General features: G+C 64.9%; 11 protein-coding genes and 6 pseudogenes. 15 read left to right on the forward strand and 2 right to left on the reverse strand.

Annotated elements, in window-relative coordinates:
* The 3 genes and pseudogenes from WA317_RS20095 to WA317_RS20105 all read left to right on the forward strand — a co-directional run.
* Positions 1–367, forward strand: a pseudogene (locus WA317_RS20095) (ABC transporter family substrate-binding protein); the annotation flags it as partial.
* Between the two features lie 111 nt (positions 368–478).
* Positions 479–1,711 (forward strand): hypothetical protein, encoded by a 1,233-nt coding sequence (locus tag WA317_RS20100; RefSeq protein ID WP_425174704.1) that lies wholly within the window; start codon positions 479–481, stop codon positions 1,709–1,711.
* 117 nt (positions 1,712–1,828) lie between these two features.
* Positions 1,829–2,566 (forward strand): annotated as a pseudogene (locus WA317_RS20105) (class I SAM-dependent methyltransferase).
* Positions 2,567–2,575: 9 nt separating this feature from the next.
* Here the strand turns inward: WA317_RS20105 and WA317_RS20110 are convergent.
* Positions 2,576–3,214, reverse strand: a complete 639-nt coding sequence (locus WA317_RS20110) for a TetR/AcrR family transcriptional regulator (protein WP_425174705.1) — start codon at positions 3,212–3,214, stop codon at positions 2,576–2,578.
* A gap of 146 nt (positions 3,215–3,360) precedes the next feature.
* Between WA317_RS20110 and WA317_RS20115 the strand changes: the two genes are divergently transcribed.
* From WA317_RS20115 to WA317_RS20160, 10 genes and pseudogenes are all read left to right on the forward strand, one after another.
* Positions 3,361–3,840 carry a hypothetical protein gene (locus WA317_RS20115; protein ID WP_425174714.1) on the forward strand — a complete coding sequence of 160 codons (480 nt, stop codon included), beginning with the start codon at positions 3,361–3,363 and terminating at the stop codon, positions 3,838–3,840.
* Positions 3,841–3,934: 94 nt separating this feature from the next.
* Positions 3,935–6,511 carry a bifunctional FO biosynthesis protein CofGH gene (locus WA317_RS20120; RefSeq protein WP_425174706.1) on the forward strand — a complete coding sequence of 859 codons (2,577 nt, stop codon included), beginning with the start codon at positions 3,935–3,937 and terminating at the stop codon, positions 6,509–6,511.
* A 349-nt stretch (positions 6,512–6,860) separates the two neighbouring features.
* Complete coding sequence (fdxA, locus tag WA317_RS20125; RefSeq protein ID WP_425174707.1) at positions 6,861–7,187, forward strand: ferredoxin; 327 nt, start codon at positions 6,861–6,863, stop codon at positions 7,185–7,187.
* A 26-nt stretch (positions 7,188–7,213) separates the two neighbouring features.
* Positions 7,214–8,302, forward strand: coding sequence for a succinyldiaminopimelate transaminase (gene dapC, locus WA317_RS20130; RefSeq protein ID WP_425174708.1), 1,089 nt, complete (start codon positions 7,214–7,216; stop codon positions 8,300–8,302).
* Positions 8,303–8,337: 35 nt separating this feature from the next.
* Positions 8,338–10,182: an acyl-CoA dehydrogenase family protein gene (locus tag WA317_RS20135; RefSeq protein ID WP_425174709.1), complete on the forward strand. Its 1,845-nt coding sequence runs from the start codon at positions 8,338–8,340 to the stop codon at positions 10,180–10,182.
* A 210-nt stretch (positions 10,183–10,392) separates the two neighbouring features.
* A pseudogene (locus WA317_RS20140) lies at positions 10,393–12,321 on the forward strand (APC family permease); the annotation flags it as partial.
* A gap of 176 nt (positions 12,322–12,497) precedes the next feature.
* Positions 12,498–14,411, forward strand: a pseudogene (locus WA317_RS20145) (APC family permease); the annotation flags it as partial.
* A 304-nt stretch (positions 14,412–14,715) separates the two neighbouring features.
* Positions 14,716–16,611 (forward strand): annotated as a pseudogene (locus WA317_RS20150) (APC family permease); the annotation flags it as partial.
* Between the two features lie 167 nt (positions 16,612–16,778).
* A complete protein-coding gene (locus WA317_RS20155; RefSeq protein ID WP_425174710.1) occupies positions 16,779–19,103 on the forward strand; it encodes an amino acid permease in 2,325 nt (774 codons plus the stop codon).
* 125 nt (positions 19,104–19,228) lie between these two features.
* A pseudogene (locus WA317_RS20160) lies at positions 19,229–20,496 on the forward strand (alpha/beta hydrolase fold domain-containing protein); the annotation flags it as partial.
* Here the strand turns inward: WA317_RS20160 and WA317_RS20165 are convergent.
* Complete coding sequence (locus tag WA317_RS20165) at positions 20,466–22,055, reverse strand: PucR family transcriptional regulator (protein ID WP_425174711.1); 1,590 nt, start codon at positions 22,053–22,055, stop codon at positions 20,466–20,468. The pseudogene WA317_RS20160 and the gene WA317_RS20165 sit on opposite strands and share 31 nt — an antisense overlap.
* An 83-nt stretch (positions 22,056–22,138) precedes the next feature.
* On the opposite strand from WA317_RS20165, the gene pruA reads away from it, so the two are divergent.
* Together pruA and WA317_RS20175 are read left to right on the forward strand one after the other, a co-directional pair.
* Positions 22,139–23,770, forward strand: coding sequence for an L-glutamate gamma-semialdehyde dehydrogenase (gene pruA / locus WA317_RS20170; RefSeq protein ID WP_425174712.1), 1,632 nt, complete (start codon positions 22,139–22,141; stop codon positions 23,768–23,770).
* Positions 23,770–24,738 (forward strand): proline dehydrogenase family protein, encoded by a 969-nt coding sequence (locus WA317_RS20175; protein ID WP_425174713.1) that lies wholly within the window; start codon positions 23,770–23,772, stop codon positions 24,736–24,738. Before pruA ends, WA317_RS20175 begins: the two co-directional genes overlap by 1 nt.
* The last annotated feature ends 289 nt before the right edge of the window (positions 24,739–25,027 follow it).

Consider the following 25,027-nt stretch of genomic DNA (forward strand, 5'->3'; position numbering starts at 1 on the left):
GACCAAGCCGAACCCGGCGCCGGCGCCGGTTGGCGGGAGCAGCGGACACCCGACGACGCCGACGTCGACAACGGCAAGCCGCGCACCGGAGCCCGGTGCGCTGGTACAGGCGCCGTCGAACCTCACCGGTATCTGCGACACCAGCATTCAGTCCAATATCGACGCTGCCCTCAACGGCACCAAGAACATCAGTGACGTGATCACCGCCGTCGAGCCTCGGCTGTGGAACATGTCGACGGTGTTGCCGATCCTGCAGGACACCACGATCGTCGCTGCAGGTCCCAGTGTGCAGAATGTCGGCCTGTCGGGCGCAGTGCCGGTCGGCATCGTCGGCGACGCCGGACAGTGGCTCAAGACGGCACCGTAAGACGCCCCAACAAATTGGGTAATCTTAGCTGCGACTCAGACGAGTCTCAGGTATTGTGTCGATCACCCTGGTAACGCACCGGTGCAGGTGCCATCGCTATGGAGGGTCGCCATGCAGTTAGCCGCTCGCTCGTACGCAATGGCAGCCGCTATCCTGGCCGCCGGCAGCATGACCGCCGTCACTTCGGCAGTGTTCTTGCCGGACATCCAAGCGCGCGACGTCGAGCTCTCCTCGGCGGACGACGTGCTCGCATCGACGGACGACTTTCTATCGAACCTGATAGGGCCTGCCGCACCGATCTTCGCCGACCCCTTACTCAACATCCAGGCAGGGGAACTCAGCGCGAACACCGCACTCGTCGGCGAAGAGATCACCGCCAACACGGGGCTGGTGACCGGCGAAGAGAGTTTGGTGTCGAGCATCACATCGGCTTTTCCGGATACGACGGGCACCACCGCCGACGCTGTTGCCGTCGGGGGGTTGTCGGACCCGACGCAAGTCCTCGACCGGCTCTTAGACGCAAACAACCTGCTGCTCGGCGGGTCGGAAAACCTGTTCAACAGCATCCTCGGTGCGGACAACTTCGATCCGGTCGCCATCAACTCCAGCCTGCTGCTCGGCGGCCTCGCCGGTACCAGCCCTGTCGGATACAACGTCGCACCCGATCTTGCCGGAGGGGGCGGCGTCGGCGGACCTTTCGTGAGTGGCGATGTCGGTGGCGTCCAAGGTGCGGCCGGTAACGATCTCGCTGCGCTGTCTTACGCCTTGGACGGCACTCTCTCGGCGTCCGTGCCTGCTTTGGGCAACGCCTTCATCGCCTTCAACACGGACCTCATCAACGACGAGTTGGCCTTCAACACCAACCTGCTGAACGAAGAGGTGGCTGCGGAGGTGGCGGCCTTCGGCTCGAACAACGCCTTGAACGGCACCGTCGACCGGGTGATCAACATCGGCAACCTGCCGCTGTCGACCGCCGAGAATTCGTTCAACAGCGTGATCGGTGCGGACTACGACAGCACTCTGACGCTGCCCGCTGGAGTGACCCTGCCCGAGGACATCACCGCCAGCCTGCTCACCGGGACCGGTGACCCGAGCAACGTCTTCGACACCGGTAACCTGGGTGGGGTCGAGGGCTTCTTCGACCAGAACGCGGCGCTCTTTGCCGACGTGGCCGGCCTCAACTCCGCCGAAATCACCAGCGCCCTCGCCCCCGGCGTCTTTGAGCCCGCCGAGTTCACCACAGCGATCGGCAGTCTGTTCGACTTCGGCGCTTTCGGCAACCTTGCGCCCGACTTTGGGACAATCTCCACCGACTTCGGGGCTGTCCTGATGAGCATGTTCTGAGAAAGCAGCTCAGCCCGCCTTTCCGTATCTAATAGCCGCTAGCGTTCCTTGCAGCGGCCGGATGAGCTCAAGCCGCATCAGCTGAGGCGATGTTCGGCGGATGGGTGAGGAGTGGTCATGACAGGTGAAGTCGATCCGATGTTCGAGGAGCTCTACGGCGGCGAACGGTCGACCGCCCAGCTCATCCCGTGGGATATCGGCGGCCCACAGCCGGTGGTGCAGCAACTGGTCGCTTACGGCGCCGTGCGCGGTTAAGTGCTCGACCCGGGCACCGGACCGGGTTACCACGCCATCCACTTTGCCGCGCACGGCTATTCGACGACCGGCATCGACGGCTCACCGTCGGCGATCGAGCGCGCCCGACGCAACGCTGAACGTGCTGGGGTGCAAGTCAACTTCCAGTTAGCCGACGCGACCTCACTCGACGGATTCGAGGGCCGGTTCGACACCGTGGTCGACAGCGCTTTCTATCACGTGTTTCTCGACGACTCAGAAACGCAGACGCGCTACGCGCAGGCGCTGCACCGGGCGACCAAATCCGGGGCGCGATTGTTCATGTTCGAATTCGGCCGACACAACGTCAATGGTCTGCAGTTCGACGGACTGCCCGCCGACAACTTCGAGCGGATTTTCGACCCCTGCGGATGGCAGATCGACCATGTCGGCACCTCCACCTACCTCGCGCACTTCCGGCCAGAGACGCTGGCATTATTGAACGACATGTCGACGTCCAGCCCGGAGATGGCAACGCGGTTCGGGCCGGTAGGAGATCGACTCAGAACCCTGGCACCGCTTCTGGACAACTACCAGGTGCATTTTCCGGTCTGGGCGGTGGCGGCCACCCGCCTCGATTAGCGTCGCCGGTCAGCGGTGCATGACCCCCACCGGCGCGTTGTGGGGGACCACGGTATCGACGATGCGGATCAGCTGGCGCCGGTTCGGTGGAGCCCCGGTCAGCATCAGGTGCTGGTTGATCAAAGCCGGCCCAACGCGCGCGGTGAGCGGCGTGAGCAAGCCAGAGTCGATTTCTCCGTTGCCTTCGCCGGTCTGCAGGATGGATTCGATGATGCGCAAACGAGGGGCCACGACGGCGTCGGCGAAAATGGTTCGCAGCTCCGGTTCGTGGATGAGTTGACCCATAATGGCCAGACTGGGAAATGCGGTCTTGCCGGAGACCACGTCGCAGTGTGCGCTGAAGGCGGCCAGCAGGTTCTCCCGCGCCGACCGGTCGGTGCGCGGCTCGGGCATCGGCGGCAACGCATACAGCAGCGCCGCCTGGACCAGCGCCTGCTTGGTCGACCAGCGCCGGTACAGCGCCGCCTTGCCGGTGCGGGCGCGGCCTGCAATCCCCTCCATGGTCAGCCCGCCATAGCCCACATCCTCGAGTTCCGCGAGGGTCGCGTCGTAGAGCGCGTGTTCGAGCGCTGCACCGCGGCGTCGGCTCCGAACGGGCTTGGACTCCTCTTCCACGCTGTGATAGTAGCCGCTGGTGGCGTTCGCCATAGGGCCGCGCGCAGATCGTTAGGGAACGGCGACGTCCACACAGAGTGGCGGCTCACCCAGTCGATTCGAGCCGGTCGGCCAGACTCCACGCCACTGTCCTATTGTCACGGTAAGCTCCGGATCAGGCCGCCACGGAAGGATCCGTCCTGACCGCCACCAAGCCGATCGTCGCCTCGAGTGACCACACCCCGGCGACGGACCCTGCCATCCGTGTCGTCGTACTCACCCTGCTGGCCGTCGATGGCGTGCTCTGCGCAGTAACCGCCGCGTTGCTGCTGCCGGCGTACATCGGCTCGGTCCCTTTTCCGATCAGCGCGCTGGTAAGTGGTCTAGTCAACGCGGCGCTGGTGTGGGCCGGCATGCGGTGGACGACGTCGGTGCGGGTTGCGGCGTTACCGTTGTGGACCTGGTTATTGACTGTGGCGCTGATGAGCCTGGGCGGCCCGGGTGACGACGTGATCTTCGGCGGTCGCGGCCTGATGGCCTACGGCGCGCTGCTGCTGATTGGATTCGGAGCCGTGCCACACTGCTGCGTGCTGTGGCGGCGCAGCGACCTACTCAGACCGGTTCAGTCGCGTCAGATGACTAGCGACGGCGGTGTCGGCCGCAGTGCGGTCGAGGGCTAATCTGACGGTCATGCCAGGCGCCGTTATGTAGACGCCGATCTTGGACATAGTGAAAGGTGCGGATGAATTCTCAGCGACCCGACGTTATCGGGGAGTGGCTCTGAACCCGCGAGGTACCACCGACCTGCCCGGCCCTGCCTTTCCGGCAACACCCGAACAACCTAGTCTCAGCGCCCTGCGGCGGGTGCTGAGGCGGGCTCGCGACGCGGTGGTCCTGAACGTCGACGAGGCGGCTGTGGCGATGACCGCACGCAATGACGAGTTGGCCGATCTGTGCGCAAGCGCGGCGCGGGTCCGCGACGCCGGGCTGGATTCCGCCGGCCGACGCGGCCCGCAAGGCCGGCTCCCGATCACCTATTCGCGCAAGGTGTTCATCCCGGTCACGCATCTGTGCCGTGACTCCTGCCACTACTGCACGTTCGTCACCGTGCCGGGCAAGTTGCGTGCCCGCGGGGCGGGGATGTATCTCGAGCCGGACGACATCGTCGACATCGCGCGGCGCGGAGCCGAACTAGGTTGCAAAGAGGCGCTTTTCACACTTGGTGATCGCCCGGAAGACCGCTGGCCGGAAGCCCGGCAGTGGCTGGAGGAGCGCGGATATGACTCGACCTTGTCCTATGTACGGGCGATGTCGATCCTTGTGCTGGAGGAAACCGGGCTGCTGCCGCACCTGAACCCGGGAGTCATGAGCTGGTCGGAGATGTCGCGGCTCAAACCCGTTGCGCCGTCGATGGGCATGATGCTCGAGACGACGTCGCGCCGGCTGTTCGAAACCAAAGGCCTCGCCCACTACGGCAGTCCGGACAAAGACCCGGCGGTGCGCTTACGAGTGCTGACCGACGCCGGCCGGTTGTCGATCCCGTTCACGACCGGTCTGCTGGTCGGCATCGGCGAGACGCTCGACGAGCGTGCGCAGACACTGCACGCGATTCGCAAGTCGCACAAAGAATTCGGGCACATCCAAGAAGTGATTGTGCAGAACTTCCGCGCCAAGGAGCACACCGCGATGTCGTCGGTGCCCGACGCCGGCATCGACGACTTCATCGCGACGGTGGCCGTGGCGCGGCTGGTGCTGGGGCCCGCGATGCGCGTTCAGGCCCCGCCGAACCTGGTGTCCAGCGAAGAGTGCCGGGCGCTGATCGCCGCTGGGGTCGACGACTGGGGCGGCGTGTCGCCGCTGACGCCCGACCACGTCAACCCGGAACGACCGTGGCCCGCTCTGGAGGAGCTGGCCGCCGTCACCGCCGACGCCGGTTTTGACCTGGTGCAACGGCTGACCGCACAGCCCAAATACGTCCAGGCCGGCGCGGCGTGGATTGACCCGCGGGTTAGCGGACACGTAGCGGCGCTGGCCGACCCGGCCACCGGACTCGCTCGCGATGTCGACCCGGTCGGCCTGCCGTGGCAGGAGCCCGACGACGTGGCTTCCTCGGGCCGGGTTGATCTCAACGCCGGCATCGACATCGAAGGCCGCAACACCCGAACCCGCACCGATCTCGACAGCGCCTTCGGCGATTGGGATTCGATTCGTGCGCAGGTGCACGAGCTGGCGGCCCGCGTGCCGGACCGGATTGACACCGATGTGCTGGCCGCGCTGCGGTCGGCCGAACGCGACCCCGCCCGCTGCAGCGACGCCGAATATCTGGCGTTGGCCACCGCCGATGGTCCAGCGCTCGACGCGGTTGCCGCCTTTGCTAATTCGTTGCGCCGAGCCACCGTCGGCGATGACGTGACATTCGTGGTGAACCGCAACATCAACTACACCAACGTCTGCTACACCGGCTGCCGCTTCTGCGCCTTCGCCCAGCGCAAGGGCGACTCCGATGCGTACTCGTTGTCCACCGCCGAGGTGGCCGAACGGGCGTGGGAAGCCCACGTCGAGGGAGCCACCGAGGTGTGCATGCAAGGCGGTATCGATCCTGAGCTGCCGGTCACCGGCTACGCAGATCTGGTGCGTGCGGTCAAGAAGCGCGTGCCGTCGATGCATGTGCACGCGTTCTCCCCAATGGAGATCACCAACGGTGTCACCAAAAGCGGGCTCAGCATTCACGACTGGCTGACCAGCTTGCGTGAAGCCGGCCTGGACACCATCCCCGGCACTGCCGCCGAGATTCTCGACGACGAGGTGCGCTGGGTTCTCACCAAAGGCAAGCTGCCGACGTCGATGTGGGTCGACGTCGTCACCACCGCCCACGAGGTCGGCCTGCGCTCGTCGTCGACCATGATGTACGGCCATGTCGACACACCCCGGCACTGGGTGAGCCATCTCAATGTGCTGCGCGAAATCCAAGACCGCACAGGTGGTTTCACCGAATTCGTACCGCTACCCTTCGTGCACCACAATTCACCGCTGTATCTGGCCGGCGCGTCCCGGCCCGGGCCCAGTCATCGCGACAACCGTGCGGTACACGCGCTGGCGCGAATCATGTTGCACGGGCGCATATCGCACATCCAGACCAGTTGGGTCAAGCTCGGCGTCGAACGGTCCCAGGTGATGCTCGACGGCGGAGCCAACGATCTCGGCGGCACGTTGATGGAGGAGACGATCTCGCGGATGGCGGGATCAGAACATGGGTCGGCCAAGACGGTCGCTGAATTGGTCGCAATCGCCGATGGCATCGGCCGCCCCGCGCGACAACGCACCACCACCTACACGCCTCTGGCCGCGTGAGGACTCCTGCCGTCGAGGTGCCTTCTGTCGTCGAGCGTGCGTGTTCGCACGCCGACACGCCGCCGGGCAGGGCATTGTGTGCACGCTCGCGCGCAGCGGAGAACCAAGCAGCCACGGGCCGGAAACGCTGCAACGCGTGCGCCGGTTGCTGAGCGGGTACTAACAACCCGATAGCCGGGCCGGGTTTGACCGCTCGGCGCTGACTCGCAATAGAGGCCGTGTAGTTGAATTTATGTGCAACGTCTAGTATCAGTAATCAGCGTAACCGCCTCGCCGACAGGCCAAGCCCTCGGGCATACCGGCACTGACCGCACTGAACAGCACTGGAGGAGACCGTGAGGAGACGTCTGTGACGTACACGATCGCCGAACCCTGCGTCGACATCAAAGACAAGGCATGTATCGAAGAGTGCCCCGTCGACTGCATCTACGAGGGTGCCCGCATGCTCTACATCCACCCCGACGAATGCGTGGACTGTGGCGCGTGCGAACCGGTCTGCCCGGTCGAGGCCATCTATTACGAAGACGACGTGCCCGAACAGTGGAACGAATACACGCAGATCAACGCTGACTTCTTCGTTGAGTTGGGGTCCCCGGGCGGCGCGGCGAAGGTCGGGTTGACCGAAAACGACCCGCAATCGGTCAAAGATCTGCCGCCGCAAAGCGAGGGCGACTGAGCCCCCTGAAGGCTCGCCGCCCGCTGGTGTCGGCCGGATTACCCGTCTTTCCGTGGGAGACCCTGGCCGCGGCCAAGGCCGCCGCCGAAGCTCATCCGGACGGCATCGTGGATTTGTCCGTCGGCACACCCGTCGACCCGGTCGCGCCGCTGATCCGTGAAGCGCTCGCCAACGCCAGCGCTGCTTCCGGGTATCCCGCCACCGCGGGCACCCCGGCGCTTCGCCGGTCGATCATCGCCGCGCTGGGCCGTCGCTACCACATCAGCGGCCTCACCGACGCGGCCGTGCTGCCGGTGATCGGCACCAAGGAGCTGATCGCCTGGCTGCCGACGCTGCTGGGGCTCGGCTCAACCGATGTCGTCGTGGTGCCCGAACTGGCCTACCCGACCTATGACGTCGGCGCCCGCCTGGCCGGCGCGCAGGTGTTGCCCGCCGACTCGCTTACCCAGCTCGGCCCGCAATCCCCGGCACTGGTCTACCTCAATTCCCCGAGCAACCCGACCGGGCGGGTGCTCGGTGTGGACCACCTGCGCAAAGTTGTCGGCTGGGCGCGTGAGCGCGGTGCGGTGGTGGCGTCCGACGAGTGCTACCTGAGCCTGGGCTGGGACGCAGAGCCCTACTCGGTGTTGCATCCCGCTGTCTGCGACGGCGACCACAGCAGGCTGCTGGCCCTGCACTCGCTATCCAAAAGCTCCTCGCTGGCCGGCTATCGCGCCGGTTTTGTGGTCGGTGACCCACAACTCGTCGCTGAGCTGCTGGCCGTGCGTAAACACGCCGGAATGATGGTCCCGACGCCGGTGCAGGCGGCGATGGTCGCCGCGCTCGACGACGACGCCCACGAGTGCGAGCAGCGCTACCGCTATGCCCGACGCCGAGAGGTGCTGCTGGCGGCCTTTCGGTCGGCGGGTTTCACCGTCGAGCATTCCGAAGCCGGTCTATACCTGTGGGCCACCCGCGGCGAGCCATGCCGTCACACCGTCGAATGGTTGGCGCAGCGCGGCATTCTGACCGCACCCGGCGACTTCTACGGCCCGCGCGGCGCCCAGCATGTCCGGGTGGCGCTGACCGCCTCGGACGAGCGGATTGCGGCCGCAGCTCAGCGGCTGGCAGCCTAAGCTTCCTCACAGGAAGCACGGGGTACGGTCACCGCATGGTGCGCCACGACCCAACCGGACTGGCAGCCGACACCGCAGGCGCAGGTTACGACCTCGAGGCGGTTGACCGGCTTCCGTTCGCGACGCCCGAGAAGTCGGAGCGCTACCGAACTGACAACTATCGCGGTGCTGTCGGCCTCAACTGGTATCGGACCGATCCGAGCCTGCAGTTCACCATGGCCTACTACATGCAGCCCGCCGAATTGGCCGTTGCCGAGCCCCACCTGACCCGTATTGGCGAGCTGATGGGCGGCCCGGTCGCCCGGTGGGCTGAGGAGACCGACCGCAACCCGCCACGGCTGGAGCGCTATGACCGCTGGGGCCACGACATCAGCCGGGTGGTGCAGCCGCCGTCGTTCACCGAGTCGAAGCGCGCGGTCCTGGACGCCCAACGGGATTTGCGCCGGGACGTGAAAGCCGCCGGCGTCAACCCGTCCCTGCCGCTGTTCGCGTCAAACTACCTGCTCAACCAGGCCGACATCGGGATGGGGTGTGCGTTGGGCACCGGCGGCAACATGGTCAAGTCGCTGGTCGCGGCGTTTGCGCCGGCCGACGTGCGCGATCACGTGTTGGCCAAATTCGCCTCCGGGGAATGGGAAGGCGAAACCGCTCAGCTGTTGACCGAGCGTACCGGCGGGTCCGACCTGGGCGCATTGGAGACGACGGCTCGACGTGCAAGCAGTGAAAGCGGGGACGGCTGCGCGTGGTTACTTAATGGCTTCAAGTGGTTCGCGTCCAATTGTGACGGCGAGGTGTTCGTTGTGTTGGCCAAGCCCGACGGCGCGCCGGATTCGAGCCGCGGTGTGGCGACCTTCCTGGTGCTGCGGACCCGCCGCGACGGTTCTCGCAACGGCATCCGGATCCGGCGGCTCAAAGACAAGCTCGGCACGCGGTCAGTCGCGTCCGGTGAGGTGGAGTTCGTCGACGCGGAGGCGTTCCTGCTCTCCGGTGAAATCAGCAGCCCGGGGGGTGGGGCCGGCGCGCACGACGGCAAAGGGCTGGGCCGGATGATGGAGCTGACCAACGCGGCCCGGCTCGGCATCGCCCTGTTCGCGCTCGGCAACGCGCGCCGGGCGCTGGTGGAGTCACTTTGCTACGCCCGGGAGCGGTGTGCTTTCGGTGAGCGGCTCATCGACAAGCCGTTGATGCGCCGCAAGCTCGCCGAAATGATCGTCGACGTCGAAGCCGCCCAGGCGCTCGTCTTCGAGTGCACCGATTTTGCCAACCACCAACAGCCCCGCGCGGTGCGGCAGCGCATCGCGGTGCCGGTGGCCAAGCTGAAGGTGTGCCGGCTGGGGATCACCATGGCCTCGGATGCGATCGAGATTCACGGCGGCAACGGATATATCGAAAGTTGGCCGGTGGAAAGGCTTTTGCGTGACGCGCAGGTCAACACCATCTGGGAGGGTCCGGACAACATCTTATGTCTGGATGTTCGCCGCGGCATCGAGCGGTTGCAGGCGCACGAGCCGCTGCTGGCGCGCCTGCGGGATGCGGTCTCGGTGTCCGACGACGACGAGACCACCCGCCTGGTGGACCGGCGGATCGAAGACCTCGCGGCGGCGATCACCGCTTGGACCAAGCTGCGCGGGGAGGTGGCCGAAGCGCGGTTGTTCCCGCTCGCCCAGTTCATGGGCGACGTGTACGCCGGAGCGTTACTCGCCGAGCAGGCATCCTGGGAACGATCCACCCGCCGCGCGGACCGCAAAGCCCTGGTCGCGCGGTTGTATGCACACCGCTACCTGGCTGATCACGGGCCGCTTCGAGGGATCGACGACGAGGTCGACGAGGCGATCGAGCGGTTCGACGAACTCGTCGATGGAGCGCTGATGGGGGAGTAACTAACAGGACGGCCTACCCCCAGTCGTCGCTGGGGTGCAGTTGGCACAATGGGTTGCGGCTGTGAGGTAGCGTCAAGATCTCGTAAAGAAGGCTTCGGGGGCGCCGCCGGCTTGCGGTCCAGCGAGCGCGATCAGCACAACGATCGTAGGCTTTGGCCGAGTCGTCATGATCCCGTAAGTAACCGTCAATATTGCATAAGGAAATAACTTGTGACCGAGGTGTCTGACGAGCAGCGGATTTCGCCGTCCTTTTCGGACGTCTGTAAAAGGGTCTTCCTCGGAAGGCCGATGATTACCGATCAGCTCCAGCACGAGCGATTAGCCAATCCCGTTGCGCTGGGCGTCCTTTCACCGGATGCGATTTCTTCGACCGCCTACGGTTCCGAGCAGGTCATGATCGAACTGCTGCCGGCTGCCGGAATGGCCGCGTTCGCACTGTTACTTCCGATCACCGGTGTCATTTTGTTGATTCTAGTGCTTGTTGCGGCGTCGTATCGCCAAGTTGTGATGGTCTACACCCGATCCGGCGGCTCCTACGTAGTGGCGCGGGACAATTTCGGGCCCAGGGTGGCACAGGTCGCCGCCGCGGCGCTATTGATCGACTACGTGGTCACCGTCGCGGTGCAGTGCGCTGCAGGAACGGTGGCGGTGGCCTCGGCGATACCCGCGCTGGGTCCCTACAGCCTGGAGATCACCGTCGGGGTTGTGCTCCTCATGTGCCTCGCCAACCTGCGCGGATTGCGGGAAGCCGGGCTGCCCTTCGCACTTCCGACGTACTTCTTCGTGGCCATGGTCTCGTTGACCATCGTGGTCGGCATCACCCGTGAATTGCTCGGCCACCTCGGGACTTACGATCCCGAGCATATTGCCGGAGCAGTGTCGATCCATAACGGCAACGGCCTGATCATGGGTGCGACAGTGATCATTGTGTTGCGGGCGTTCGCCAACGGTGGTTCGTCACTGACCGGAGTCGAGGCCATCTCCAACACCGTCAACAGCTTCCGCAAGCCGGAGGGGCTAAACGCCCGCAGGGTCCTCACCGTGATGGCTTGCATTCTCGCGTTCCTGTTGGCGGGTGTGGCCTGGCTCGCGCACCTGACCCACGCCACCCCGTACGCCGACGGATACCCGTCGATGCTTTCGGAGATCGCCAGGATGGTTTTCGGCAACGGAACCTTCGGCAAGGTCTTCTACATCCTTGTCCAGGCGTCGACGGCGTTGATTCTGTACACCGGTGGCAACACCAGCTTCAACGGGTTTCCGGCACTCGCCAGTTTCGTCGCCGAGGATCGTTTCTTGCCGCGGCCGCTGATGAAGCGCGGTCATCGTCTGGTGTTCTCCAACGGCATCATCGCGCTGACCGCCTTGTCCGTAGTTCTATTGATCGCGACGGGCGGATCGGTCAACGCTTTGGTGCCTTTCTACGCCATCGGGGTGTTCACCGGCTTCTCGATGGCCGGTTACGGCATGAGTAAATACCACCTCACACAACGCGAAGCCGGGTGGCGCTACAAGTTGGTGATCAACTTCTCCGCAGGTGTCCTATCGACGATCGTGGTGGGAATCTTCGCAGTGGCTAAGTTCACCGAGGGCGCCTGGCTGATCGTCATCGTCTTCCCCATTCTGGTGTTCGCCCTGATGCGGTTGAACCGGGAGTACCGCGCCGAGGCGTCCGTCTTGGAAATGTCGCGCACCGACCAGCCCGACTGGGATAGGCACGCGCGGCATCGGGTGTTCGTCTTCGTTGACTCAGTCGACCTGGCCGAGATCGAGGCTTTGCGCTACGGCAAGGGACTGCACGCCGACGATCTGACCGCGGTGCACTTCGTGATCGACGCGACTCATGCCGCCCGTTTGAAGACCCTTTGGGAGCGCTTCGATCACGAGACCCCTCTGCGATTGGCCGAGTGCCCTGACCGTCAGCTCACCCGGGCCGCCCAGGACCTGGTGTGCAAGGCGATCAAGGAGGACCCAGACACCAAGGTGACGGTGCTGCTGCCGCGCCGGACCTACGGAGCGTTGGTGAGCCGGCTGCTGCACGACCGCACCGCGGACAAGATCGCGCGGGTCGTCAGTCGGATTCCGGGCGCGACCGCTCAGATCGTGCCTTACGACATCACCTCCCGGATTGCCCAGGCGACCCGGGCAGGAAGGGAAGGGCAGGCGACGGATGCGGGCCCGGTGGCGCAACCGACCGGGGCGGGATGAGGCGATCCGTCGGCCCGAGCGTTGCCGTCAGCATTGCAGCGCCGGCAACGGGCCACGTCGATCAGTCCCCATATCAAATCTCGAGTAACCCGAGGAAGTGATGCGTTGTGACATCATCGGCTGGCGAGCAGGAATTGCCACCGTCTTTCGTCGACCTGTGGAAACGCACCGTCCTGGGTAAGCCGCTCACCAGCGAGCAATTGGACTCCGAGCGGCTGAGCAACCCGGTCGCGTTGGGCGCACTGGCACCGGACGCAATCTCCTCGACCGCTTATGGACCCGAGCAGATCATGATCGAACTGCTGCCGAACGCCGGGATGGCCGCGTTCGCATTGTTGCTACCGATCACCGGTGTCATCTTGTTCATCCTGGTGTTGGTGACCCTGTCCTACCGCGGCGTGGTCATGCTCTACACCCGGGCCGGCGGTGCGTACATGGTGGCGCGGGAGAACTTTGGGCCGCGGGTGGCGCAGATCGCCGCGGCGGCACTGTTGATCGACTATGTGGTCACCGTCGCGGTGCAACCTGCCGCCGGGACGACAGCGGTAGTGTCAGCCATACCGGCGTTGCGGCCCTACCATCTCGAGCTCACCATCGCCACGGTACTTCTCATTTGCGTTCTCAATTTGCGCGGACTCCGGCAGTCGGGCCGGGCGTTCTCGGTCGCCACCTATTCCTTCGTCGCCATGATCGGGCTGACGATCGTGACCGGATTCATCCGGGAATTGATCTGGGGCTTACCGAGATACGCTCCGCAGGTCGGCGCGGTGCCGATTCATCACGGCAACGGGTTGGTGATGGGTGCAACCGTGCTCATTCTGCTGCGCGCCTTCGCAAACGGTTGCACTTCGCTGACCGGCGTTGAAGCAATCTCGAACACAGTGAACATCTTTCGGGCGCCGCAAGGCGCCAATGCCCGCCGGATCTTGACTCAGATGGCCTGCATACTGGGCGTGCTGCTGTTCGGTGTGGCCTGGCTGGCACACGTCACCCACGCCACCCCGTATCTCGACGAATACCCGTCGATGCTCTCGGAGATCGCCCGACAGGTCTTCGGCGCAGGGTTGATCGGCAACATCCTGTACTTCATGGTGCAGGCCGCCAGTGCGGCTATCCTGTTCACCGGCGCCAACACCGGCTTCAACGGCTTTCCGGCGCTGGCCAGCTTCGTTGCCGAGGACCGTTTCCTGCCGCGACCGCTGACCAAGCGGGGTCATCGTCTGGTGTTCTCCAACGGCATCCTCTCGCTGACCGCACTTGCGATAGCCCTGCTGCTGGTGACGAACGGTAAAGTCACCGCGCTGGTGCCGTTCTTCGCGATCGGGGTATTCACCGGATTCGCGATGGCCGGCTACGGCATGACCAAGCACCACCTCACCCGACAGGAACACGGGTGGCGTCACAAGGCCGTGATCAATCTGTCCGCCGGCATCCTGTCGACCCTGGTCGTGGGCATATTTGTGGTGGCCAAGTTCGCCGAAGGCGCCTGGATGGTTGTCGTCGTCTTCCCCATCCTGGTGTTCGCGTTGATTCGCCTGAACCGGCAGTACCGCGCCGAGGCGTCGGTTCTGGAGATGTCGCGCACCGAACAGCCAGAGTTCACCAGGCATGCGCGGCTGCGGGTGTTCGTTTTCGTCGACACCATCGACCTCGCGGAGATCGAAGCGCTCCGCTACGGAAAGGGCTTACACGCCCAAGAACTCACCGCTGTGCACTTCGTCATCGATGCCGAACATGCCGAGCAACTGCAGGAGCGGTGGAGTCTGTTCGACCAGGAAACACCGCTGAGGCTGATCGACAGTCCGGAGCGCCACCTCAGCCGCTCCGCGCAGGAACTGGTCTTGCAAACCTTGCACGACGACCCGGACTGTAAGGTCACGGTGCTTTTACCGCGCCGAACCTACTCGGCGCTGCTGGGCCGGTTGCTTCATGACCGCACCGCTGACAAGATGGCCCGTGCCGTCAGCCGGATCCGGGGCGCCACCGCCATCATCGTGCCGTACGACGTCGGATCGAAGATTGCGCTGGTCACCCACACCCATCCGCCGGTGCAGATCGTGTCGGCCGAACCGGTGATCGATCCGCAAGGTTCGCCGGTCAAAGTCGACTGAGACCGGCGCCTCCTGCCCGCCTGGGCGGTCAAGGACCGGCAAACTTCGTCGTGGCCTCTCGAGGCTTCTGAACTTTTGGGGAACTGATCGGTGCCCATCTACGACGGCGCCGGCATGCCCTCTAAACTTCTGGCGAAGCTGAAGATGGATAGGGATTAGTGTTGTGACGGCATTAGCTGACGGGCAAGAAGGAGCTGACGGGCAACAAGTACAGCTGTCGTTTCCCGAACTGTGCAAGCTGTTCTTCCTGGGCAAGCCACTGGTCACCGAGAAGCTGACGACCGAGAGGTTGTCTAATCCGGTTGCTCTCGGGGCGATCTCGCCGGACGCGATTTCTTCGACGGCCTACGGTCCCGAACAGATCATGGTCGAACTGCTTCCGCGCGCCGGGATGGCCGCGTTCATGTTGTTGCTGCCGATCACCGCTCTGATCTTGCTGATTCTGGTGTTCGTGGCCGCGTCCTACCGACAGGTCGTCAAGGTCTACGCCCGGGCCGGCGGCGCCTACATGGTGGCGCGGGACAACTTCGGCCCGCGGGTGGCACAGGTCGCCGCCGCGGCGCTGCTCATCGACTACGTGGTCACTGCTGCGGTACAGCCAGCCGCCGGGACGGTGGCCGTGGTATCGGCGATCCCGGCGCTTCGTCCCTACAACGTGGAGATCGCAGTGACTGCGGTGTTGCTCACCTGCTATGCCAACCTGCGCGGCACTCGGCGGGCGGGCCGGATTTTCGCGATCACCACCTACTCGTTCGTGGTGATGATCACGGCGACGATCGTTACCGGCCTGGTTCGCGAAGTCGTGTGGGGATTGCCCCGCTACGATCCCGCCCACGTTCCTGGAGCAGTGCCGGTGCATCAGGGCAGCGGTTTGGTGATGGGTGCGACGATTCTGGTCCTGCTGCGGGCCTTCGCCAACGGCGGCTCGTCATTAACCGGTGTGGAGGCGATCTCCAACACTGTCAACGTCTTTCGCGAGCCGCAAGGTCTCAACGCGCGTCGGGTCCTCACGCTGATGGCTGGCATCCTGGGGTTCCTGCTCGTTGGTGTGGCCTGGCTGGCGTTCGTCACCCACGCCACGCCGCACGTCGACGAATACCCTTCGATGCTTTCCGAGATCGCCCGAGCCGTATTCGGCAAGGGGATGGTCGGCAATGTGCTTTACTTCTTGGTCCAGGCGGCGACCGCGGCGATTTTGTTCACTGGCGCCAACACTGGGTTCAACGGGTTTCCCGCGCTCGCCAGCTTCGTTGCCGCGGACCAATTCCTGCCGCATCCGCTGACCAAGCGCGGTCATCGTCTGGTGTTCTCCAACGGCATTCTGCTGCTGGCAGCCTTATCCGTGGCCCTGCTGGTGGTCACGAAAGGCTCGGTGACCGCGCTGGTACCTTTCTACGCGATCGGCGTGTTCACCGGCTTTTCGATGGCCGGGTACGGGATGACTAAACACCACCTGACACATCGTGAACGCGGCTGGCGACACAACCTGGCGGTCAATCTGTCCGCGGGCATCCTCTCGTCGATCGTGGTGGCAATCTTCGTGGTGGCCAAGTTCACCGAGGGCGCCTGGCTCGTTGTTCTCGTCTTCCCCATCCTGGTGTTCGCACTGACACGCCTGAACCAGCAGTACCGTGCCGAGGCGTCCGTGCTGGAGATGTCTCGCACCGAGCGTCCCGAGTCCAGCAAGTATGCGCGGCTTCGCGTGTTCGTCTTCGTCGACTCGATCGACCTCGCGGAGATCGAGGCACTTCGCTATGGCAAAGGACTGCACGCCGACGAGCTGACCGCGGTGCACTTCGTGGTCGACGCAGACCATGCTGCGCAACTGCAGCACCGCTGGGAGGAGTTCGACCACGACACCCCGCTGCGGTTGATCGAATGCCCCGACCGCTACCTCAGTCGCGCTGCGCAAGAGTTGGTGTTGCAGACGATGAACACGCATCCGGGCACGAAGGTGACCGTGCTCTTGCCGCGCCGAACCTACTCGACGCTGTTGGGCCGGCTCTTACACGACCGCACGGCGGACAAGATGGCTCGGGCGGTCAGCCGTATCACGGGTGCGACCGCGATTATCGTTCCCTACGACGTCGGCTGCCGAATTGCTCAGGCAACCGCCGCGAACCGTATCGAGCGACGGCCCGAGCGCCGAGTCGCCCGGGTGGAACCGCAGGTTGCGCCGGTGAAAGTCGACTGACAGGTGGGTTCGCGGTCATCGACCGACAGCGGCACGCCCTCTACACTTCTGGCGAAAGCTGAAAATGGGACAGGGATGTGGTCGTGAGCGCACCTGACGGGCAAGAGTTACGGCTGTCTTTCTCCGAAGTGTGCAAGCGGGTGTTTCTCGGCAAGCCGCTGATCAACGAAGAGCTGAACTCCGAGCGGTTATCCAATCCGGTTGCGCTGGGCGCTCTTTCGCCCGATGCAATCTCGTCGACCGCCTACGGCCCCGAGCAGGTCTTAAACGAGCTACTGCCGCATGCGGGCCTGGCCGCGTTCGTCCTGCTGCTCCCCACCATGGGTGTCATCCTGGTGATCCTGGCGCTGGTGGCCGCGTCATATCGGCAGGTCGTGATGGCTTACACCCGAGCCGGCGGATCCTACGTCGTCGCGCGGGAAAACTTCGGACCGCGGGTGGCGCAGGTCGCCGCGGCGGCGCTGCTGATCGATTATGTCGTGACGGTGGCGGTGCAGGCGGCGGCGGGCACGGTGGCGGTGGTCTCCGCGGTTCCCGCGCTCGGGCACTACAGCTTGGGAATCACCGTGGCCGTCGTAACAGGCATCTGCTATCTGAATCTGCGCGGATTGCGCGAAGCCGGCCTACCGTTCGCGATCGCGACGTACTCCTTCGTCGCGATGATCACACTAACCATCATTACCGGCGTCGTCCGGCACCTCTTCTGGGGCTTGCCGCAATACGATCCCGGCCACCTCGCCGGAACTGTGCCGGTCCAGCAGGGCAACGGGCTGGTGATGGGCGCGACGATCCTGGTGCTACTGCGGGCGTTCGCCAACGGCGGTTCGTCGCTGACCGGAGTGGAAGCCATCTCCAACACCGTCAACGTCTTCCGCAAACCGCAAAGCATCAACGCCCGGCGGGTGCTCACCACCATGGCCTGCATCCTGGGCTTCTTGTTGGCCGGCGTCGGCTATCTGACCTACGCCACCCACGCCACGCCGTACCTCAACGAATACCCATCGGTGCTGTCACAGGTCGCCCGGGCCGTGTTCGGCAACGGCGTCATCGGCAACAGCATGTACGTCCTGGTCCAGGTGTCGACTGCAGCCATCTTGTACACCGGCGCCAACACCAGTTTCAACGGCTTCCCGGCGCTGGCCAGCTTCGTTGCGGAAGATCGGTTCTTGCCGCGCCAGCTGATGCAGCGCGGTTACCGGCTGGTGTTCTCCAACGGCATATTGTTGCTGGCGGCGTTGTCGGTGGCGTTGCTGGTGTTCTCCGGCGGGTCGGTCAACGCGCTGGTGCCGTTCTACGCGATCGGAGTGTTCACCGGCTTCTCGATGGCCGGCTACGGGATGAGCAAGCACCATCTCACTCACCGCGAACCCGGTTGGCGGCACAAGCTGGTTATCAACTTCTCCGCGGGCGTCCTGTCGACCGTCGTGGTCGGTATCTTCGCGGTGGCCAAATTCACCGAAGGGGCCTGGCTGGTCGTGGTGGTGTTCCCGGTGCTGGTCTTCGGACTGATCCGGCTCAACCGCGAATACCGCGCGGAAGCCGCGATCCTCGAGAGGTTCCGTACCGACCGGCCCGAAGTGATCAAATACGCGCGACATCAGGCGTTTGTGTTCGTCAACGGAGTCGACCTTGCGGTGATCGAAGCCCTGCGCTACGGGAAAGGACTGCGCGCCGACGAGCTGGTCGCAGTGCACTTCATGGTGGATGCCCCGCATGCCCAGGCGCTGCGCAAGCGGTGGGACAATTTCGGCTTCGAGACGCCGCTGCGAATCGTGGACTGCCCGGACCGGCAAATCACCCGCGCCGCGCAGACGTTGGTCGCCGCGACGCACCACGAGCATCCCGACACCAACGTCACGGCGCTGCTGCCGCGCCGGACCTACGCGCCGATTCTGGGACACCTGCTGCACGACCGCACCGCCGACAAGATCGCCCGGGCGGTCAGCCGGATTCCGGACGCTGCGGCCACCATCGTTCCCTACGACGTCCAGTCCCGAATCAACGCAGCGTTCCCGGACAGCGTCGAACACCGGATCTCGCGCGAACTCGCCAAAGTCGAAGCGCGGATACGCCGGGGCGACAATCAGATCGTCGACTCCTACGAGCACCCGGAGGGGTCCACCACGGTGATCTCGGTGGAGGGTCTGGTGCCCGGACGCAGCGCGACCATCGAAGGCCGGGTCAGTGAGATTCAGGACCACACGAAAGATCGGCGAACCTATCGGTCGGTCATCGTTGGTGACGAGACCGGAGACGTACGCGTCGATTTCGGACCCGGCCAAGGCGACGACATTCAGCCCGGCCAGGTGCTGCAGGTCACCGGGGAAGCACGCGAGAGCGGGCATGGGCCGAAGTCGATGACCGACCCGAGCTACCACATCGTGGAGCAGCCCGAAGAAGCGCAGTAAACGCTGGTCAACGGCGTGCGCAAGGTCGGTCACCGGCGTGCTCCCGCACTATGCGGACGGCCCCGCGGAGCGATGCGTAATAGTTGGGTACTTAAGTTGTCGACGCTGATGACGAAAGGACAGTCGTGACGAAACTGGCAGCTGTGCTGAGTTCCCTCGCCGGGTTGGTATTCACCGCCAACGGCTACCGGCCGCTCACGAAACGGGGTTACCTTTCGGGATACGCGTTCGCCTACGGTGTGTTCGCCACCGAGCTCTCGCGGTTAATCCTCGGCGGCCACCTCGCTTTTACCGGCGCGATCAGCCGGCGGCTGCCGCCGCGACTCCGGCGGTTGACCTGGTTGGTGTCGGCGGTGTCCTGGTTGGGGCTGCTGGGTTTGGACCGCATCGCCCGGCGGGCCAACGTGCCGCTGGCCGCTGCGCTCGACGCCGAACTCGGCGCCGATCGGCGGACCGAGTCCGGCGATTTGTGGAAGCGGCCCGAGGGAGCGGGCACGGCGAAGGCGCCCGGAATCATCCGGACGATGCGGGTCTATCGCAACTACGCGCACGACGCCGACATCAGCTACGGCGAATACGGCTCGCGGAACCAACTCGACATCTGGCGGCGTCCCGACCTGGATCGTGGCGGACGGGCGCCGGTGCTCCTGCAAGTCCCCGGTGGCGCCTGGATGATAGGCAGCAAACGTCAGCAGGCTTACCCGTTGATGAGTCATCTCGCCGAACTGGGTTGGGTCTGTGTCGCAATCAACTACCGGCTCAGCCCGCGTTCGACGTGGCCCGACCACATCGTGGACGTCAAGCGCGCGCTGGCGTGGACCAAAGAACACATTGCCGAATACGGCGGTGACCCGGAGTGGGTTGCCATCACCGGCGGTTCCGCGGGCGGCCATCTGTCCTCGCTGACCGCGCTCACCGCCAACGATCCGCAGTTTCAGCCCGGTTTCGAGGACGCGGACACCAGCGTGCGGGCAGCGGTTCCCTTCTACGGCGTCTACGACTTCACTGTCACCGATGAATCGGTGCACCCGTTGATGGTCCCGATGCTGGCCAAGCATGTGTTCAAAGTCAGCCGGGGCGAGACTGAGGCGGCGTTTCGCGCTGCGTCACCGATCACCTACATATCGGCCGATGCACCACCATTCTTCGTGCTGCACGGTAGCAACGACTCGCTGATTCCGGTGGAACAAGCTCGGGTGTTTACCAAGCGGCTGCGGGAGGTCAGCCGCGAACCGGTCGTCTACGCCGAAATGCCGTTCGCGCAGCACGCGTTCGACATCTTCGGCTCCCCGCGGGCGGCGCACGCGGCGGTGGCCGTCGAGCAGTTCCTCGCCGAGACCTACGAACGCAGCACATCGCCGGTCATCGCCCACGCTCGCTAGCCCGCAGTCCCAGCGAAAGAAGCAGTCGGACATCCGGATCCGCGAGCGAGGTGGACAGCAGCTGCTCGATCCGGCGGGTCCGGTAGCGCACGGTGTTGGGATGGACATGCAGCACATCCGCCGCGGCGGCGACATCGCCGAAGCTGTCCAGATAGACCCGCAATGTCTCGGCCAGCACGGGGTCGCGGGTTTTCAGTTCACGGACGCGGGGGTCGACGAGGCGCTCATCGGCGCCGACCAGGTTGACGATCTCGTCGAGTAATACGGTGGTGCGGGCTTCGGCCAGCGATGTCACCTGGCGAATCGAATCCGGGTGGCGTTCGGCGCTGTCCAACACTCGGTCGATCTCGTTGCGGGCGTTCGCCATTCCGGCCAGACCGCCCACCGGCGCGGCTATGACGACGCGCATCTGCACGCCCAACTCGGTGCGCAGCGCGGCGATGGTGCCGCGAATCCAGGACGTGAGCGCACCGACTTTCGTCGTCTGCGGTAGCAGCACATAGATCCGTGAGCCCTTCGACGCGATCTGGGCGTCGGCCCGAAAAGCGTGTGCACTCAACGCCACTACGTCAGCGAGCCGAGCTCGACGGTCCCGGGTGTCGAAGCCGATCAGTGCGGCGTTACCGTCTGAGGCGACGCCCAATTCTTCTGCGACGGATCTGGTGTCGACCAGTCTGCTCTCGGCCAGGCCCAGCAGTTGCTGGACGCGCAGCGCGTGGGTAGACGGCGTGGCGACCAGCCGCGACATCACCCGGGCCGCCAGCACCGCGGCTCCGCGCAGCATCTCCTCGGCGTCGTCGGCCAGCGGCTTCGAACCTTGCTGAACCCAGATGCTTCCACTGAACACCGCAGCCTGCCGGACGGAGCGGGCCGGTTGGTGGACGCCGATCGCAAGGCGCGGCGCCAGGCCCAAATCCGGGCGTTCAACGATGCGGACCGGGTCGCGGCCGGCGCGCAGCGCGTCGAAGATTCCCCACTGGGCGAGCAACTTCAGATGCTCGGGCGGCCCGGCCCGGCCCAGGATCGACATCCGCCGCAGTTCGTCGGCCCCGTCGTTGGCGGCCGAGTAGGCCAATACCCGTGACTGTGCGTCTTCGATGCTGACCATGCCGTGAATGCGGTCGGCCAGCGATTGCGCCAGACCGAACAAGTCGGTGCCGGTGTCGTCGCTGGGATCGGCTCGGTCGCCGTGGTGCTCCAACACGTGATTGACCAACCGGTACAACCGTTCCCAGCGCGCCTGTGGGTCGACCGCCACCACCGCTGAGCCCGCCGCGACGGCTCGCGCCACCAACGCATCCGATGGTGTTTTGACGAAGATCGCCACCGGCGCACGCTGAACCGGTCCGGCGTCGATCCACCGCAGCGCATCGCCTTCGGCGACACCCAGCAGGAAGAACACGTCGGCCGAATCATCGTCGCCGGCCAGGCCCAGCCGCACGTCATCGGAGTCGATCAGTGCGGCAGAAGCCACCGGTAGGTCGAGACCGCGCGGTGCATCCACCAAGGTGGCCATGGTTGTGTCCAGCGCCAGCAGTAGCTGACCCAGACCGACACCAACCGGCCGCATGTTGTTCGATTCTACTAGGACGCGGTGCTGTTATTGTCTGGTCGGCCAAGCTGTCGGGTCGTTCAGGCAGGCATTCTGGCTACATGGATGCAATCAGCGAGGTCCCGCCGCCGGTAAACGAGCCGATCCGCCAGTACGAACCGGATTCATCCGAGCGGGCGCGGCTGCGCACACAGCTCAGCACGCTGACCGATAACCCGATGGACCTGCCGCACATCATCGGCGGCCACCACCGGATGGGCAACGGCCAGCGCATCGACGTCGTAGCACCGCACCGGCACACAATCACGCTGGGCACCCTGACCAACGCTGAACACGCCGACGCCGCCGCCGCTGTGGAGGCTGCGATGGCTGCCCGGAACGGCTGGGCGAGAATGCCATTCGACGAGCGAGCGGCGATATTTCTTCGCGCTGCAGACCTGCTTGCCGGGCCTTGGCGGGAGAAGATCGCGGCGGCCACCATGCTCGGGCAATCGAAAACCGCCTACCAGGCCGAGATCGACGCGCCCTGCGAGCTGATCGACTTCTGGCGTTTCAACGTCGGTTTCGCCCGGCAGATCATGGCCCAGCAGCCGCTCAGCGGGCCTGGCGAGTGGAACCGGACCGACTACCGCCCGCTGGACGGATTCGTCTATGCGGTCACGCCGTTCAACTTCACCTCGATCGCGGCGAACCTTCCCACCGCACCGGCGTTGATGGGCAACACCGTGGTGTGGAAGCCGTCGATCACCCAGACCCTGTCGGCATGTCTGACGATGCAACTGCTGGAGGCCGCCGGGCTGCCACCGGGGGTGGTCAACCTGGTGACCGGCGACGGCTATGCGGTGTCCGAAGTGGTGCTGGCGGATTCGCGGCTGGCCGGAATTCACTTCACCGGTTCGACGGCTACTTTCCGGCACCTGTGGCGAGAAGTCGGCGCCAACATCGATCGCTACACCAGCTACCCGCGGCTGGTTGGTGAGACCGGCGGCAAGGACTTCGTGGTGGCGCACCCCTCGGCACAGCCGGATGTGCTGCGCACCGCGCTGATCCGCGGTGCGTTCGACTACCAGGGCCAGAAGTGCTCGGCGGCGTCGCGCGCTTTCATTGCACACTCGTTGTGGCGGCAGATGGGCGACGACTTCCTCGCGGCCACCGCTGAATTGCGTTACGGCGACATCAGCGATCTCTGCAATTACGGCGGTGCGCTCATCGATGCGCGGGCGTACCGCAAGAACGTCGACGCCATCGAACGCGCCAAAGGCGCGGCCCGGGTCACCATCGCCGTCGGCGGCGAATACGACGACAGGGAAGGCTACTTCGTGCGTCCGACGGTACTGCTGTCCGACGACCCCACCGACGAGGCTTTCGCGACCGAGTATTTCGGTCCGCTGCTGTCCGTGCATGTCTACCCAGACGATCAGTACGAGCGGATCCTCGACGTCGTCGACACCGGATCGGGCTACGCGCTGACCGGTGCGGTGATCGCGGATGATCGCGACGCCGTGTTGACCGCCCAAGACCGGCTGCGATTCGCGGCCGGCAACTTCTACGTCAACGACAAGCCGACCGGCGCGGTGGTAGGCCGTCAGCCGTTCGGCGGTTCCCGTGGGTCGGGGACCAACGACAAGGCCGGGTCGCCACTGAACCTGCTGCGCTGGACATCGGCGCGATCGATCAAGGAGACGTTCGTCCCGGCCGTCGACCACAACTATCCGCACATGGCGCAACCGTGATGTCGGGCATATTCGCCAAGACGGTACGCCCGGCGATCCTCAGCGTCAGCCGCTCGGACGGGGTACGCCGCGCCGCCCAGCGCTTGCCCGTCACCAACAAGGTCGTGCACCGGTTCGTGCCGGGGGAGACGCTCGACCATGTGATGAAGGGCATTGCGGCGCTACGAAGCTCGAGCCGCCTGGTCAGCATCGACTACCTGGGTGAAGACGTCACCGATGTCGACGGCGCCAATGCCACCAGGCAGGCCTATCTCGAATTGCTCGGCGTACTGGGCGACAGGCCCGACGCCACGCACGACGGTGTTCGCCCACTCGAGGTGTCCCTGAAACTGTCCGCGCTCGGGCAGGCGCTGGACCGCGACGGCAACAAGATCGCGCTGGAGAACGCGCACATCATCTGTGCGAGGGCCGAGCGGGTGGGCGTCTGGGTGACGGTGGACGCCGAGGACCACACCACCACAGACTCCACCCTGTCGATCGCCGCAGATTTGCGGGCCGAGTTTTCCTGGCTGGGTGTGGTTTTGCAGGCCTGTCTACGGCGCACGTTCGGTGACTGTGAGCAAGCTGCCGCGACGGGCACGCGAGTTCGGTTGTGCAAGGGCGCTTATGACGAGCCGGCGTCGGTGGCGTATCGGGACGCCGAGGAAGTCGCCGACTCGTATCTGCGCTGCCTTCAGGTTCTGATGGCAGGATCGGGCTACCCGATGGTGGCCTCACACGATCCGGTGATCGTCGAGGCTGCGACGGGTCTGGCCGACGAATACAGCCGGGGTGTCGACGGCTACGAGCACCAGATGCTCTACGGCATCCGCGATGACGAGCAGCGCCGGCTGGCTCAGGCCGGCACTCAGCTGCGGGTTTATGTGCCGTTCGGTACCCAGTGGTACGAATACTTCATGCGGCGGTTGGCCGAACGGCCGGCTAACCTGGCGTTCTTCATGCGGGCTCTGACACAACGCGAGCGCTGAAGCCTGCTTGACCGCTCGCCTCAGCCGTGGGGGGTCGCTGCCGAAGCCACGCACCACATGCGCTCGCACGAATTCGGCAACGGCGTCCGGACTGGCCATGCCTGTGACGATCTCACGAATCTTTGGCTGCCGGCGCGATGTTTGCGCTGGAGAAGGATGCGGGAAGTCGCAACCCGATGACTGCACACGAGGTACCGGAAGCTGCGGCGAACCTGGTCGCGCTGCTCGCCGATGAAGGCGTCTCGCATCTATTCATGAACCCCGGCACCGACTCGGCTCCGCTGCAGGA

It is taken from the genome of Mycobacterium sp. (genome assembly GCF_049802695.1).
Classification (GTDB): Bacteria; Actinomycetota; Actinomycetes; order Mycobacteriales; family Mycobacteriaceae; genus Mycobacterium.